At 40.6% G+C, this 14,556-nt stretch carries 15 protein-coding genes; 13 read left to right on the top strand and 2 right to left on the bottom strand.

Annotated features, from left to right (window positions below; translation table 11 throughout):
* Positions 1–17 precede the first annotated feature (17 nt).
* Entirely contained in the window at positions 18–2,333 is a 2,316-nt protein-coding gene (gene tamL / locus AC1MCB_RS01340; RefSeq protein WP_479966944.1) for a translocation and assembly module lipoprotein TamL, read from the top strand.
* A gap of 79 nt (positions 2,334–2,412) precedes the next feature.
* On the opposite strand, the gene AC1MCB_RS01335 is transcribed toward tamL, so the two are convergent.
* Positions 2,413–2,973 carry a nuclear transport factor 2 family protein gene (locus AC1MCB_RS01335; protein WP_479966943.1) on the bottom strand — a complete coding sequence of 187 codons (561 nt, stop codon included), beginning with the start codon at positions 2,971–2,973 and terminating at the stop codon, positions 2,413–2,415.
* Positions 2,974–3,374: 401 nt separating this feature from the next.
* Here AC1MCB_RS01335 and AC1MCB_RS01330 point away from each other — a divergent pair, with 401 nt between their 5' ends.
* The 9 genes from AC1MCB_RS01330 to AC1MCB_RS01290 all read left to right on the top strand — a co-directional run bounded on the left by AC1MCB_RS01330 (position 3,375) and on the right by AC1MCB_RS01290 (position 10,263).
* On the top strand, positions 3,375–3,509 hold the full coding sequence (locus AC1MCB_RS01330) for a hypothetical protein (protein WP_479966942.1): 135 nt from the start codon (positions 3,375–3,377) through the stop codon (positions 3,507–3,509).
* Positions 3,509–3,769: a VOC family protein gene (locus AC1MCB_RS01325; RefSeq protein WP_479966941.1), complete on the top strand. Its 261-nt coding sequence runs from the start codon at positions 3,509–3,511 to the stop codon at positions 3,767–3,769. Before AC1MCB_RS01330 ends, AC1MCB_RS01325 begins: the two co-directional genes overlap by 1 nt.
* Before the next feature lie 171 nt (positions 3,770–3,940).
* Positions 3,941–4,408, top strand: coding sequence for a GNAT family N-acetyltransferase (locus AC1MCB_RS01320; protein WP_479966940.1), 468 nt, complete (start codon positions 3,941–3,943; stop codon positions 4,406–4,408).
* Between the two features lie 59 nt (positions 4,409–4,467).
* Entirely contained in the window at positions 4,468–5,979 is a 1,512-nt protein-coding gene (locus AC1MCB_RS01315; protein WP_479966939.1) for a GNAT family N-acetyltransferase, read from the top strand.
* A gap of 65 nt (positions 5,980–6,044) precedes the next feature.
* Positions 6,045–6,797 (top strand): energy transducer TonB, encoded by a 753-nt coding sequence (locus AC1MCB_RS01310; RefSeq protein WP_479966938.1) that lies wholly within the window; start codon positions 6,045–6,047, stop codon positions 6,795–6,797.
* 218 nt (positions 6,798–7,015) lie between these two features.
* Entirely contained in the window at positions 7,016–7,954 is a 939-nt protein-coding gene (gene mdh, locus AC1MCB_RS01305; protein WP_479966937.1) for a malate dehydrogenase, read from the top strand.
* A gap of 22 nt (positions 7,955–7,976) precedes the next feature.
* Positions 7,977–8,405: a retropepsin-like aspartic protease gene (locus AC1MCB_RS01300; protein WP_479966936.1), complete on the top strand. Its 429-nt coding sequence runs from the start codon at positions 7,977–7,979 to the stop codon at positions 8,403–8,405.
* Between the two features lie 55 nt (positions 8,406–8,460).
* Positions 8,461–9,360 carry a hypothetical protein gene (locus AC1MCB_RS01295; RefSeq protein ID WP_479966935.1) on the top strand — a complete coding sequence of 300 codons (900 nt, stop codon included), beginning with the start codon at positions 8,461–8,463 and terminating at the stop codon, positions 9,358–9,360.
* Between the two features lie 3 nt (positions 9,361–9,363).
* Positions 9,364–10,263 carry a hypothetical protein gene (locus AC1MCB_RS01290; RefSeq protein WP_479966934.1) on the top strand — a complete coding sequence of 300 codons (900 nt, stop codon included), beginning with the start codon at positions 9,364–9,366 and terminating at the stop codon, positions 10,261–10,263.
* 116 nt (positions 10,264–10,379) lie between these two features.
* Here the strand turns inward: AC1MCB_RS01290 and gyrB are convergent, their stop codons facing one another.
* Positions 10,380–12,338 (bottom strand): DNA topoisomerase (ATP-hydrolyzing) subunit B, encoded by a 1,959-nt coding sequence (gene gyrB / locus AC1MCB_RS01285; RefSeq protein ID WP_479966933.1) that lies wholly within the window; start codon positions 12,336–12,338, stop codon positions 10,380–10,382.
* A gap of 160 nt (positions 12,339–12,498) precedes the next feature.
* On the opposite strand from gyrB, the gene AC1MCB_RS01280 reads away from it, so the two are divergent.
* The 3 genes from AC1MCB_RS01280 to AC1MCB_RS01270 all read left to right on the top strand — a co-directional run bounded on the left by AC1MCB_RS01280 (position 12,499) and on the right by AC1MCB_RS01270 (position 14,526).
* Positions 12,499–13,089 (top strand): OmpH/Skp family outer membrane protein, encoded by a 591-nt coding sequence (locus AC1MCB_RS01280; RefSeq protein ID WP_479966932.1) that lies wholly within the window; start codon positions 12,499–12,501, stop codon positions 13,087–13,089.
* Between the two features lie 82 nt (positions 13,090–13,171).
* Positions 13,172–13,654: a nucleoside deaminase gene (locus AC1MCB_RS01275; protein ID WP_479966931.1), complete on the top strand. Its 483-nt coding sequence runs from the start codon at positions 13,172–13,174 to the stop codon at positions 13,652–13,654.
* 41 nt (positions 13,655–13,695) lie between these two features.
* Positions 13,696–14,526 carry a metallophosphoesterase gene (locus AC1MCB_RS01270; RefSeq protein WP_479966930.1) on the top strand — a complete coding sequence of 277 codons (831 nt, stop codon included), beginning with the start codon at positions 13,696–13,698 and terminating at the stop codon, positions 14,524–14,526.
* Positions 14,527–14,556: the final 30 nt, after the last annotated feature.

Genomic DNA, 14,556 nt, shown 5'->3' with positions numbered 1-14,556 from the left:
GATCAAAATAACACTAGATGCTAAAGAGATACAGATATCTTGTTTTAATATCCGGCTTTTTAAGCCTGGCAGCTTGCAGCAACATCAAGTATTTACCTAAAGGCGAAAAGCTTTATATAGGTGGGGATGTAACTATAAAAGGCGATAGTCTGAAGAAAGGCGAAAAGAAGGCTCTTCGAACAGAACTAAAAGGATTGCTTCGTCCGAAGCCTAATACAACTTTCTTAGGTCTGAGACCAAAATTGTACGCCTATAACATTGCGGGAACACCAAAAAAGCCAAAAGGCCTGCGTAACTGGTTAAAAAACAAAGTCGGCGAACCACCTGTCCTAGCCAGTTCAGTTGATCTTCAAAACAATCAGGAGATCTTGCAAAACAGGCTTGAAAATAAAGGGTATTTTCAAAATGTTGTTACAGGTGATACTACCTCCAAAAACAGAAAAGTAAAGGCTGAGTATACAGCATTCACGGGTCCACAATATCTTATCAACGCGGTTAACTTTCCTACAGACACTTCTGACCTGGAACATGCGATTGCGGGATCGGCTCTTAAGACGATCTTAAAGCCTGGCGATCCGTATAATCTTGATGTAATCAAAGGTGAAAGGGAACGAATAGATCAAACATTGAAAGAAACCGGTTTCTATTACTTTGGCCCAGACTACCTGCTTGTTAAGGTGGACAGCACTATCGGTGAACATAAGGTTGATCTATTTGTAACGGTTAAGCCGGAAACTCCAGCCCTTTCCCGCCAGATATATAGCATTGGTGATATCTACGTATATCCGAATTTCAGCCTTGCGCAAACTCAGGCGGACACCTCAAAAAACGATGCAGTCTTTTTCGACGGCTTTTATGTTGTGGATAAGGATAGTATTTTCAAGCCTTCTGTTTTCAGACGATCTATGTTCTTTAACACCGGCGAAGTTTATAACCGGAAAGACCATAACCTTTCACTCAACCGATTAACAACGATCGGCTCTTTTAAGTTCGTAAAGAATCGTTTTGAGCGCATTGACACTGCCGGCCGCCCCACTCTAGACGCTTCCTACTACCTCACGCCTCTTCCCAAAAAATCGCTAAGAGGTGAAGTTCTTGGGTCTACGAAGTCTAATAATCTTACGGGATCAGAAGTTTCATTGAGCTGGCGTAACCGAAATGCTTTTCGAGGTGCCGAACAGCTCAGCATAAAAGCATACACTGGTTTCGAAGTACAGGTCAGCGGAACACAGCGTGGGTATAACACGGTTCGGCTTGGAACAGAAGCAATACTCTCCATTCCGCGTTTTGTGATTCCATTTTTTGATTTTAATACTAGCAATCAGTTCGTACCCCGCACGAAGTTTACACTAGGCTATGAGTTGCTTAATAAGAGGAAGCTTTATGCACTTAACTCGTTTAGAGGTCTTGCCGGCTATAATTGGAAAGAAACTGATACTAAAGAGCATGAACTAAATTTAGTAAGCATAAGTTATGTACAACCAGCGAACATAACCCAACAGTTTACAGATAGTATTCGAAACAATATTACCCTCGAAAAATCTATAGAAAAGCAATTTATCATAGGTTCCACTTATTCGTTTACTTATAATAATCAAGCACAGGTTACCCGTCAGAACAATATCTTCTTTAATGGAATTTTAGATCTTGGAGGCAATATATGGGGACTGGCCAGCGGTGCTAACTATAAAACTGGTGATACCATTTCACTATTTAACGCCCGGTTTGCTCAATACATCCGGCTGGATGGCGACTTTAGGTACTATTATAAGATTGGCCGTAAGTCACAGTTTGCTAACCGAATTATTGCAGGTGTAGGATACCCTTACGGAAATTCATTCGAACTCCCATTTATCAAGCAGTTCTTTATTGGGGGAAGCAATAGTATTCGTGCTTTTAGGGCCAGGTCTGTAGGACCCGGTACATATCGTCCGGAACAAGCAAGCCTTGATGATTTTCTCCCTGATCAATCAGGGGATATCAAGTTAGAGTTAAATTCTGAATACCGCACACAGCTTGCGGGCATTGTTCACGGTGCTCTATTTGTTGACGCCGGTAATATATGGCTTTATCGCGAAAATCCCGATTCTGTTAAACGGAAGCCCGGAGCTACATTCAGTAAGGAATTTTTAAGTGAACTGGCAGCGGGCGCAGGCTTCGGTTTACGCTTCGACTTTTCATTTTTAATCCTTCGTACAGATCTGGCGTTCCCTATACGTAAGCCCTGGCTTCCAAAAGGTGAACGATGGGTATTAAACGAAATAAACTTTGGTGATAAGGGCTGGAGGCGCGAAAACCTTGTATTTAATCTCGCTATCGGATATCCGTTTTAAACGAGTACGACCGTTCATTTCGTAAAAAAGCTTCTAAATTAGCTCACCTATACCCAACGGTTAACCATCTTTTTTAAAATTACTCTTTCATTGGACCTGTATGTGATTTCGCTTGAAACTGGCGCATTACATCAATTTTACCATCTTTGTTGAATTTCCATACTTCATGTAATTCAACACTGGTTATTTTACCATCCTGCCCTGTATCCTGCTCTGTTCCCCAGATTGCCACCCAGTTTTCGTTCTGGTCTACGCTTTTCAAACTAACAAAAGCATGAATTGTACTTTTTACAGTTGCAAATTGACCTCTATACTTTTTAGCTTCAGCAAGGTTTTGTTCCTTCCCCTTAAGCATTGTTCCATCAGTATTATACATCGTAACAGTATCTGCAAACATGTTGGCACTCTGGTCTAGAGTATTATTGTCCCAGTCTTTCCACAGTCTTACAATTATTTGCGCGTATTTGGGGTCGCCAATTTGAAATTGAGAGGAATAGGTCGCTGTGTAAGGCATTGCCGGGGCGGCCTTTTGCATTTTATCCTTTTCTTTAGTTTTGTCAGTCTGCGCCTGAGCAACGTTAAAAAACATAAAGCCCACCAACATTATGGGGAGCATTAAATACTTCACAGTGGTTTTCATATCAGTATTATTTAGTTAATATAAGATGAAATTCGACGTTGGCTTTGCTGCAACAAATAAGCATTGCTGCCTGTATATCCGAGCACAGTGGAAGTCCTTAATGAAGGAAGGATCTGAAAATTAAGAATTCTATACACTAATTTAATAAAATAAATTGACTTACAGTTGACGCCGAACATTGCAAAGATTGGTTCTTAACAGTAGAAATATAAAACGTTAGGTATCAAAAAAAGCATATTACTGGAGTTCATCTTTAAGCAGAAGATTTATTAAAATTTAAATAATCTTGAATAGAAAAGCTATCTTGATAATTAACTTGGTGTTAAAATAAAATAAACTTAAAAAATGTCGAATAGGTAAACATCTAAGCAGGCTAATTAATCGGTTATGATTAAACAAATATGATCAATCTGCCAGTAAAGGACGTTGGCAAATCAAAGGAATTCTTTACCAAGCTTGGCTTTTCATTGAACCAGAAATATGGCAATAGCGATCAGTCGGCGTCCATTCTGATAGGTGAAAAAACATCGTTTTAATGTTATTTCAAGAGTCTCTTTTCAAAAGTTTTACTCGAAATGAGCTCTCAGACACAGATCAAACTACTGAAGTATTATTTTCCATTGATGCGGAGAGCAAAGAAGAAGTTAACGAGATCGCAGAAATAGTATCAGGCGCTGAAGGAAAAGTTTTCGCTGAGCCGGAAAGAGTCAGCGGGTGGATGTACGGATACGAGTTTACCGATCTCGACGGACATCGCTGGAATGTACTGTACATGGACTTTAGTAAATACCTTTAGGAATATAGTGGGGATAGGTAGATCCTCAAGCCATTGGTCAGCACGACGAGTTCAGGTTCTCCGAACGTTCCTTACCCGCTAAATCAGTTAGTGTTGTTGCTTGTGGTTGTGGTAGCCAACACGGGTTCTGTAGTGACGTTAAAAATCAATTGCGCTCCAACTAATTATTTTATGATTCAATTAGTTCGAACTGACTCCGACAATTCAGACTTTCGTGCTCTGGTAGTTCTCTTAGACCGGTATTTAAGCCATATCGATGGAGATGAGCATTCTTTTTATGCGCAGTATAATAAACTCGATAAAATACATCAGATAATAGTGGCCTATAGGGATGACATTCCCGTTGGTTGTGGTGCGATCAAAGAATACACGCCCGACATTGCTGAGGTTAAAAGAATGTTTGTACATCCCGACTATCGGAATCAAGGCATTGCTAAACTCATTTTAAAAGAATTGGAACACTGGGCAGGTGAATCCGGCTTTTCGACATGCATTCTCGAAACAGGAAAAAGGCAGGCCGAAGCGATCAGTCTATATCAAAATATGCACTACCTGGTAATTCCTAATTACGGACAGTACGAAGGAGTTGAGAACAGTGTTTGCATAAAGAAACTATTGTCTAAAACAACGAATTCATAAGGCAGCAAATAAGTGATGCGTAATTTAATTTATCTAATTTCGCGTTTTGATTCTCACTTATGAACATTCAAACCCGACTTTTAACAGAAAGGGACTACCTCGACCTTAAAAATTCTATGATTGAGGCCTACGAAGGTATCGGAGGTCAATATTGGAGTAAAGCCCGAATCGATATCTTACTGGAAAAATTTCCTGAGGGCCAGCTTTGCATTGAGGTCGACGGTAAAGTAGTGGCCTGCGCTTTGGCAATAGTAGTAGATTATACAAAGGTTGACGATGCACATACCTACAATGAAATAACCGGAAATTATTCTTTTAACACGCATGACCCGGATGGCAATGTGATGTACGGAATTGAGATCTTCGTTCACCCGGAATACCGTGGTCTACGTTTAGGCCGACGATTATACGATGAACGGAAGGTTTTATGTGAGCGTTTGAATCTTAAGAGCATTGTGGCAGGTGGCCGCCTGCCCAGCTATCACCAGTTTTCGAATGAACTGACCCCCCGTGAATATATCAATAAAGTAAAACTTAAAGAGATCTACGATCCTACTTTAACGTTTCAGTTAGCCAATGATTTTCACGTAAACAAAGTCCTGAAAGGATATTTACCCGGCGATTATGAGTCAAAGGAATATGCCACTTTATTAGAGTGGAATAATATTTACTATCAGCCTAAACATAAATCGGCCTCTCCTACTAACCAAAGCATCAGACTTGGGTTGGTGCAGTGGCAAATGAGGCTTTTTGCTGACATGAATGCTTTCTATGAGCAGATGGAGTTTTTTATTGATGCGTTAAGTGGCTACTCGTCCGACTTTGTCATGTTTCCGGAGTTTTTTAGCACTCCATTAATGCAGGCCTATAATCACTTGCCCGAGCCGGTGGCGATGCGTAAGCTTGCTGAACTGACGCCAGAAACCCTTCAAAAAATTCAGGAGTTTGCAGTTTCTTATAACGTGAACATCATTACCGGAACCATGCCTTTGATGGATGGGGAACATCTGTATAATGTTTCCTACCTGTGCCATCGCAGCGGTAAGACTGACGAATACCGGAAAGTTCACATCACACCTAATGAGTTGAAATATTACGGCATGATGGGCGGAGATACAGTGAAGATCTTCGACACTGACTGCGGCAAAGTGGGTATTCTGATTTGTTATGATGTCGAATTTCCGGAACTAAGCCGTATTTATGCGGAGCAGGGGATGCAAATACTATTTGTCCCGTTCTTAACGGATACGCAAAACGGTTATACGCGCGTACGCCATTGTGCACAAGCCAGAGCTATTGAAAATGAATGCTACGTTGCAATTGCAGGATGCGTAGGTAATCTGCCAAAGGTTAACAACATGGATATCCAGTTTGCTCAATCAGCGGTATTCACTCCCTCAGATTTTGCTTTTCCTCCTGATGCAATAAAGGCAGAAGCTACTCCGAACACAGAGATGGTGCTGGTTGTAGATGTTGATCTAAATGCTTTAAAGGAACTTCATCATTATGGAACAGTGAAGACATTAAAAGACCGGCGGAAGGATTTGTATGAGGTGAGGTTATTAAAGTAAGGGCTGAGTAATATTATTCGTTATGCAATTGAGGTGAGAACTGCATCTTACTTGTAAACTGTAAAATGAAATTCTATTCCTTCCTGATTCTAGTATGCGCCAGTATTATGGCTAATGCTCAAACTTCACAAATACCTGCTAAAGATTCTGTTTGTACAATTACTTTGACAGACACCATCAACGTATCAGGAGTCATTTTGTACAGCAACAATAGACCCGCGGTGGATGTTATTATTTACACAAATTTACAGTATTACGGAGTTTCTGCGATAACAGATTCCTTAGGAAGATTTCATTTGAAGAATGTCAAACCAATAGACACACTTATCATTGAGTCCTCGTACTTTTCTAAAACGATACCTAACAATGGAAGCAGGTTTTTGAGAATTTTAATTCCCACACTCGCTGAAAGCGCAGGAACTGTTACAACCGTTACTGTAAAAGGTACTGCAAATGCAAAAAAGAAATTTGTAAATAGTAAACTTACTGCTAATTGCGGCCCCTACTTCCCTAGCTATGGAGTATACCCGGAATTCCCAGGCGGAACTGCCAAATTGGAGAAATTTATAAAAGCTAATCTTGTGTATCCAGCCAAAGCTCTAAAAGACAATTTGGAAGGCGAAGTGATTGTTCAGCTAATAATTGGGAAGGACGGTACTCCTAGCGATTTTATGATTTCTTCGGGACTGAGCAACGAATGTGACCAAGCCGCCATAAATGCACTAAAAAAGATGCCCAAATGGAAACAAGCAATATTTTTTGGCCGTCCGGTCGATTACCCTTTAGGTATTGCGGTACAATTTGCGCTGATCAGATAATTAGCTACGGTGCAATTTCATGTTGAATCAGCGGGTAGCATTCTCTAAAATACAACTTATAATTCGGTAAGGGCTCTACTAAGAAACTGTCTTTGCGACCATCTTGCAAAGACAGTTTCTAATTAACGCTCTGAAAATAGCCTCTAATGGCATTACCTTTCCTTTAGAATATCTATCTTCGGCTAGTTTAATTTCATACCCCAAAAAACGAATTAATCATGAAAATTACCGTTGTTGGCGCCGGAGCTGTAGGTGCAACCTGTGCAGATAATATCGCCAGGAAAGAATTAGCTGAAGAGCTTATTTTGTTGGATATCAAAGAAGGCTTTGCTGAAGGTAAAGCGATTGACATGATGCAGACCGCAGCTTTGCTGGAATTTGACACTCGTATAAAAGGAGTTACAAATGATTACGCAGCAACGGCTGACTCGGAAGTAGTTGTGATTACATCTGGATTACCCCGCAAACCGGGTATGACCCGTGAAGAATTGATCGGCACAAATGCAGGCATTGTAAAAAGTGTTACCGACAATATCTTAAAATATTCTCCGAACACCATCATCATTGTAGTCTCAAACCCGATGGATACAATGAATTACTTAACGTTAAAATCTTCAGGTCTGCCTAAAAACCGTGTAATTGGCATGGGTGGTGCTTTAGATTCTGCACGTTTCAAATATTATTTAAGTCAGGAGTTGAATTGCTCTCCGGCTGATTTAAACGCGGTAGTTATCGGCGGTCACGGCGATACCACAATGATCCCGTTGATTAATCATGCTACATGGAACAGCATCCCGGTAACCCAATTATTAAGCAAAGAACAACAAGATAAAGTTGTTGCCGCAACGATGGTAGGTGGTGCTACGCTTACCAAGCTGATCGGTACATCTGCTTGGTACGCCCCGGGCGCTGGTACCGCTTTTATGGTTGAAAGCATAGTTAGAGATCAAAAGAAATTAATCTCCTGTGGTGTAGCGCTGGATGGCGAATACGGTCAGAGTGATGTATCATTGGTTGTTCCGGTAATTCTTGGCAAAAATGGTTGGGAAAAGATCGTCAACTTTCAACTAACTGATGCCGAACAAGCTGAATTCAATAAAAGCGCTGATGCCGTTCGGAATATGAACCAGGTGTTGCACGATATGAGCCTGGTATAACCTTTAATTTGAAACGGCTTTTATGAAAACCTTTAAAATTCCGTTACAACTTATTAATCTTCAAAACGACGGCTTCCACCTTTTGGTGGAAGTTGTTGTTTTTGGCCATCCCTTCAACGTCGTATTGGATACGGGGGCTTCAAAGACAGTACTCGACAAAGCCAGTGTGGAGAACCATATTGCGGCAGACGATCTCCTTACGTCGGACAAACTTTCAACCGGCTTGGGAACTAATACCATGGAAAGTTATACACTCCATCTCCCTGCTTTGAATATCGGGAAATTAAAGCTGGAGAATTTCGAAGCAGCCGTACTGGACCTTTCCTCCATTAGCCTTGCGTATGAGAATCTTGAATTACCTTCTGTAATCGGCGTGCTTGGCGGAGATATCCTTTTTCAGTACAACGCGATTATAGACTACAATAAATTAATTCTTAAATTATCCCTGTAATTAGCTATTCATAAAGCGGTTATAAATCATTAACTTGATTATATAATCGCTTACCATGAAAACGCTTTTATACCTCCTTCTTTCATGTTGCTGCATCCCCGCAGCACTTGCTCAAAACATAAGCGGTAAATGGTATGGTAAGATTACCCAACAACCCGGCGGCTACAGCGAATTATATGATTTTGAACTTGATTTGACTCAAAAGAAAAATATATGGGGTGATTCTTATGCCTATATGAAAGATTCGGTGGAAATCCGAATCGGACTGTCGGGTTTTATTGATAAAGACACCATACGCCTGAGTGAGAGTCGGGATTGGATTCGGGTAGACAAGGTACCGTGGAATTGGGTAGCCTGTATTAAGAACATCAATGTTGCTTATCGCAAAGAAAAAAATCACGAATACCTTGAAGGTAATTGGAATGGCGTGAGCAAAGACAGGCCATACGAAGATTGTATTCCGGGCAGAGTAATACTGTCAAGAACTGTTGAGGGATTAAATCAGTTCCTGTATGAGAACCGTGATTCGGTTATTACTGCCCAGCCTACCGCCAGTATAAAAAATGAAACGACGCTTCCGGACTTCAAAACGCCATTTATGGAAACTGAAGCTAAGAAGGTGACCGAGATCCAGGTGCGCAATAAACATCTTAAACTGCAACTGATTGACTATTTAAAAGTTGATAATGATACGGTATCTGTCTACCTCAACAGATCGGTTCTGGCTAAAAATATATGGATTTCAAAGAGGGCTACAATCATAAATTTTACCCTTAATCCCAAATTTGAAACGCACGAACTCTTACTTTACGCCGAAAACCTCGGTGAGATTCCACCCAATACATCAGAACTGCTGATAATTGATGGAAACGAGTCTCATCGGGTGATGATCGTATCTGATAAGCAAAAGACAGCGGCTGTATATTTAAAGTATAAGCCCAGAAGAAATCAATAGTAAATGGCCCATTATTTACCTTTAAAATTACTGACTTATAGCTATGCCGTCTTAATTCTCGCGCTGCCAGGAGTCAATGCCTGGGCGCAGGTTAATTATAAAGGAATATGGCAGGGCTATATAACAGCACCGGGCTCTTTAAATTCCGGTTATACGCTTCATATTGAAGATCATACGGGCGACCGGATTTCTGGAACCGCATATATTTACCGGAACGAAGAACCTGTTATTTTCGATGGTGTACTTGACTTTATAGGCACAGTTAACCAAACCAGAAGTAACCTGACGGAGCTGGTTATAATCAGAGAAAAAATGCCTGACGATCATTGGCGACTCTGCGTTAAATTTATGGGGCTCGAATTCAGCAAGAAAGACACAGTTGAGTTTTTAACCGGTAGCTGGGACGGTTCACTTGTAGACCAATCTCCCTGTCTACCCGGTAAAGTATACCTGCGCAGACATAATCCTAATGACCCTGACGGGATTGAGCCGATTCCGGGCGAAATACTAAAAGCCATAGCAGCTGATCAATCGAGCAAAATGACCTTTCTGAATACCGAACTGGCCAAGCCCATTACAATTAATGTAAGTAGCCCGGTTATAAAATTTGAAATTCGCGATTATATGAGAGAAGATTTCGATACCGTATCAATCTACCTAAACCGCCGGCCACTCGCTCATAAAATCGGAATCTTTAAAAAACCATACAAGCAGACTTTCCGGCTTCATGAAAATTCGGAATTGAATGAAATTATCCTCTATGCAGAGAATCTGGGTTTAGTACCACCTAACACCTCTGATTTGATCATTACTGACGGCAAAAAAAAACATCAGCTTATAATCCGTTCAACCAAAGAAGTTAGTGCAGTAGTATATCTTCGCTATACTCCGGACGGCACTTGAGAGCCGGCTTGAAGCTACCTTGCTCCTAACTATTTCTGCCTATTTAACCCCATAAAAAAAGGAACTGTTCCTTAAAAGACAATTCCTTTTTGTGTTATAAAATCTATGATGGAACCTTAAATGTCTATACGGGCATACTTTGCATTACGTTCGATAAACTCTCTTCTTGGTGCAACTTCGTCGCCCATAAGCATTGAGAAAATATGATCACATTCAGCTGCATTGTCGATAGTCACTTTCCTTAAAGTTCTGGTCTCTGGATTTAAAGTAGTTTCCCAAAGTTGTTCGGCGTTCATCTCACCTAAACCTTTGTAACGTTGTATATGCACACTGTCCTCTTTACCGGTGCCTTTTAAACGTTGAACAGCAATATCACGCTGCTCATCTGTCCATGCATATTCAAACTCTTTACCCTTTTTAACAAGATACAATGGCGGAGCGGCAATGTAGATGTATCCATTCTCAATTAATTCCTTCATGTAACGGAAAAAGAATGTCAGGATAAGCGTGGTAATGTGCGATCCGTCGACATCCGCATCCGTCATGATGATAATGCGGTGATAGCGCAGTTTATCCATGTTTAGTCCTTTGTCGTCTTCCGGCGTACCGATGCTGACTCCCATGGCTGTAAACATATTCTTGATCTCGTCGTTCTCGTAGATCTTATGTTCCATCGCTTTTTCAACGTTCAGAATCTTACCCTTTAATGGTAGGATAGCCTGAAAGTTCCGGTCGCGTCCTTGTTTAGCCGTACCACCCGCAGAATCTCCCTCCACAAGGTAAAGTTCACAAGCAGCTGGATCATTGTTGGCACAATCAGCCAGTTTACCGGGTAAGCCTGAACCGCCCATCACACTCTTTCGCTGAACCATTTCCCGAGCCTTACGCGCAGCTGCGCGTGCAGTCGCTGCAAGTATAACTTTATTCACGATCAGGCGGGCTTCTTTGGGATTTTCTTCTAAAAAGTTACCCAATATTTCACCAACAGCGATATCAACCGCTCCCATCACCTCGTTATTTCCCAGCTTAGTTTTGGTCTGCCCTTCAAACTGAGGTTCCTGAACTTTAACAGAAATTACCGCGGTTAATCCTTCTCGAAAGTCATCACCGGTAATCTCAATCTTCATGTTCTTTAACAAACCAGACTTTTCGGCATAAGCTTTTAAAGTACGTGTTAAACCACGGCGAAAACCCGCCACGTGTGTTCCACCTTCGTGGGTATTGATATTATTTACGTATGAATGAACATTCTCAGCATAAGTGTCATTATACTGCAGAGCCATCTCAACCGGTATTCCCTGCTTAATTCCTTCTACGTATATCGGCTCAGGAATTATGGCTGTACGGGTGCCATCAAGATATTTGACAAATTCCTTTAAACCACCTTCTGAATGGAATTCTTCGCTTAAAAGAGTTCCGTCTTCCAGAATTTCACGTTCATCCTGAAGAGATAAACGAATTCCTTTATTTAAAAATGCTAACTCCCTAAGCCTGGCTGCAAGTGTGTCAAATTTATATTCGGTTGTAAGGCTAAAAATACTGTCATCCGGAAGAAACGTAACAATTGTTCCCGTACGTTTGGTTTCGCCGATAACCTTGACGTCAAACAACGGTTTACCGCAAGAATATTCCTGAGTGAATATCTGTCCATCGCGATGAACAACCGCCTTCAGATGGATGGATAACGCATTTACGCAACTCACACCTACACCGTGCAGACCACCCGAAACCTTGTAGGTATCCTTATCGAATTTACCACCAGCATGCAAAACTGTCATTACTACTTCAAGAGCTGACTTCTTTTCTTTCGTATGCATCGCCGTAGGAATACCACGGCCATTATCCTCAACTGTAATTGAATTGTTTTTATGAATAGTTACTTTAATATCTGAACAGTAACCGGCGAGTGCCTCATCAATTGAATTATCTACGACCTCGTATACCAGGTGATGCAAACCTTTAAAACCTGTATCTCCAATGTACATAGAAGGGCGTTTTCTAACTGCTTCCAGTCCTTCTAAAACCTGTATATTATCCGCTGAATAATTAGATCTGTCTTCTGTTTCTATGCTCATATTTTATTTACCAACAAAGTATCAAAAATAACGATTTTAAGCCGTATTTCGAAGGAATGTGGATAAAATAAGGTGCAACATATATCCTTTTTGTTAACGAAAGTTAAATGATTGGGATACTTAGCCTGAAAGTTTATATTTGCCTAAATTTTTAAAAAACATGAAAAAAATATTGGCAACCCTGACCAAATTTACTGCCGCAATAGTATTGGCAGCCGTGGTGATCTCCTGTAATAAAGAGCAGCCTAAAGCCGCAGCTACCACCGCTTCCACAGAGAAAAAAGCTGAGTTAATCGTTTACGTTAATTCGGATTCATTATTGAACAATTACGAGTACTTTAAAACTATTAAAGATAAATTTCAGACTAAATCTAAAAAAGCCCAATCAGATTTAACTGCAAAAGGAACTGCATTTCAGCGTGAGGTTGCTGCTTATCAACAAAACGCTGCTAATTTGAGCGCTGAACAACGTGCAACAACCGAAGAGCGTTTAGCCCGCAAGCAGCAGGAATTGCAAACATTCAATCAGAATGCGGGTAATGCTTTAGCAAACGAAGAAGCAGCTGAAAATGAAAAGCTTTACAATAAAGTTTCTGAATTTTTGAAAAAGCATGCAAAAGCTAAAGGATATAAAATGGTACTAACCTATTCGAAATCTAATCCAACGGTATTATTCGCCGACGAGAGTCTTGATGTAACTAAAGAGGTAGTATCAGGCTTAAATGCTGAATTTAAAAAGGAAAAGAAATAACATTAATCGAGTTTATAAAGTACAACCCTGGCTTAAGCCGGGGTTTCTTGTTAAAAGCATATTCTTCACCTTTGAAAAGCTTATGAAGCAGCAAAAAGAAAACGAAAGATTCATGAAAATGGCTATCAGCCTTTCAGAGCAAAATGTAAAGAAATCTTTAGGCGGACCTTTTGGGGCAGTTATTGTTAAAGATGGAAAACTGATAGCAAAAAGCGCTAATACCGTGACTACAACTAATGACCCGACTGCTCATGCCGAAATTGCTGCTATTAGAAAAGCCTGCCGTAAGCTAAAGACTTATGACCTTTCAGGATGTGTTATTTATACCAGTTGTGAACCATGCCCGATGTGCCTGGGTGCAATTTATTGGTCGCGTATTGAGTTGATATATTATGCTAATTCCAAAAAAGATGCAGCTGATATAGGATTTGACGACCAGTTTATTTATGATGAAATTGACCTGGCGATGAATAAAAGGAGGCTTCCTGTCGTTCAATTACTTCGGGAAGAAGCGCAGCAGGTCTTTAAACAATGGACTGCCTCTGATTTGAAGATTGAATACTGATCTCAGAACGGCATCCTGGTTATAGACCGATTAATTAAAAAATGAAGAAGATATCCAGAAGAAAATTTGTTATTGATGCATTTACACTACTCACAGCTACGTTTGTTCTGGATGCTTGCTGGCTTGAGCAGTATTTTATTGAAACGAATGAATTTTTTCTGGGTGATGCGACCAGTAATACCAAAAACTTAAGGGTGATACAAATATCAGATCTTCACCTTAAGGCGATAAAATTACAGCATAAACAACTTGCTAAGAAGATCAACAAAATAAATCCGGATCTTTTGTTGTTTACCGGTGATTCTGTCGACCGGGGTAGCAAAATGGATCTCTTTGATAGTTACCTGGATCTATTTGACCAGGGAATAAAAAAAGTGGCAATTTTAGGAAATCGCGAATATAAGCAGGGCATCGACCTCGTAAAACTCAAAGAAATATACCAACGTCATAACACTGATCTTTTGATCAACGATTCAAAGATTTACACCCTCGGCGATAATACCGTCTCTATAACGGGAATAGATGACCTGGTGGAAGGCAAACCCGACTTTCCTCTGGCAATGAAAAAATATACTCCAGCTGATCACCACATCGTTCTAACACATTGCCCGCAACATAGAGATACGATAGTGGAGCAACTGGGTGACATCTCTATTGACTGTGTGTTGTCTGGTCATACCCACGGTGGACAAATTAGAATTTTGGGTTATGCCCCCTACAAGCCCGAGGGCAGCGGCAGATATACCAGCGGCTGGTATCGGGATAATATTCCGCACCTTTACGTGTCGAAAGGAATCGGCACTACGGCGCTGCCTATCAGATTTGGTTCAAGAGCCGAAATAGCTGTATTCAATTTAAAAAGAAAAGCTTAATCTTAAATCAACATTCTTTAATATTTGTTG

This window comes from Daejeonella sp. AP26, assembly GCF_056680515.1.
Note: the sequence above shows the minus strand (reverse complement) of the source record. Positions and strands in the feature narration are given on the sequence as shown.

Bases quoted from the DNA above. Each gene is read 5' to 3' on its own strand.
- gyrB (WP_479966933.1), bottom strand. From the start codon at position 12,338: ATGAGCATAGAAACAGAAGACAGATCTAATTATTCAGCGGATAATATA.
- AC1MCB_RS01315 (WP_479966939.1), top strand. From the start codon at position 4,468: ATGAACATTCAAACCCGACTTTTAACAGAAAGGGACTACCTCGACCTT.
- AC1MCB_RS01270 (WP_479966930.1), top strand. From the start codon at position 13,696: ATGAAGAAGATATCCAGAAGAAAATTTGTTATTGATGCATTTACACTA.
- AC1MCB_RS01320 (WP_479966940.1), top strand. From the start codon at position 3,941: ATGATTCAATTAGTTCGAACTGACTCCGACAATTCAGACTTTCGTGCT.
- AC1MCB_RS01295 (WP_479966935.1), top strand. From the start codon at position 8,461: ATGAAAACGCTTTTATACCTCCTTCTTTCATGTTGCTGCATCCCCGCA.
- tamL (WP_479966944.1), top strand. From the start codon at position 18: ATGCTAAAGAGATACAGATATCTTGTTTTAATATCCGGCTTTTTAAGC.
- AC1MCB_RS01310 (WP_479966938.1), top strand. From the start codon at position 6,045: ATGAAATTCTATTCCTTCCTGATTCTAGTATGCGCCAGTATTATGGCT.
- AC1MCB_RS01275 (WP_479966931.1), top strand. From the start codon at position 13,172: ATGAAGCAGCAAAAAGAAAACGAAAGATTCATGAAAATGGCTATCAGC.
- AC1MCB_RS01280 (WP_479966932.1), top strand. From the start codon at position 12,499: ATGAAAAAAATATTGGCAACCCTGACCAAATTTACTGCCGCAATAGTA.
- mdh (WP_479966937.1), top strand. From the start codon at position 7,016: ATGAAAATTACCGTTGTTGGCGCCGGAGCTGTAGGTGCAACCTGTGCA.
- AC1MCB_RS01330 (WP_479966942.1), top strand. From the start codon at position 3,375: ATGATCAATCTGCCAGTAAAGGACGTTGGCAAATCAAAGGAATTCTTT.
- AC1MCB_RS01290 (WP_479966934.1), top strand. From the start codon at position 9,364: ATGGCCCATTATTTACCTTTAAAATTACTGACTTATAGCTATGCCGTC.
- AC1MCB_RS01300 (WP_479966936.1), top strand. From the start codon at position 7,977: ATGAAAACCTTTAAAATTCCGTTACAACTTATTAATCTTCAAAACGAC.
- AC1MCB_RS01335 (WP_479966943.1), bottom strand. From the start codon at position 2,973: ATGAAAACCACTGTGAAGTATTTAATGCTCCCCATAATGTTGGTGGGC.
- AC1MCB_RS01325 (WP_479966941.1), top strand. From the start codon at position 3,509: ATGTTATTTCAAGAGTCTCTTTTCAAAAGTTTTACTCGAAATGAGCTC.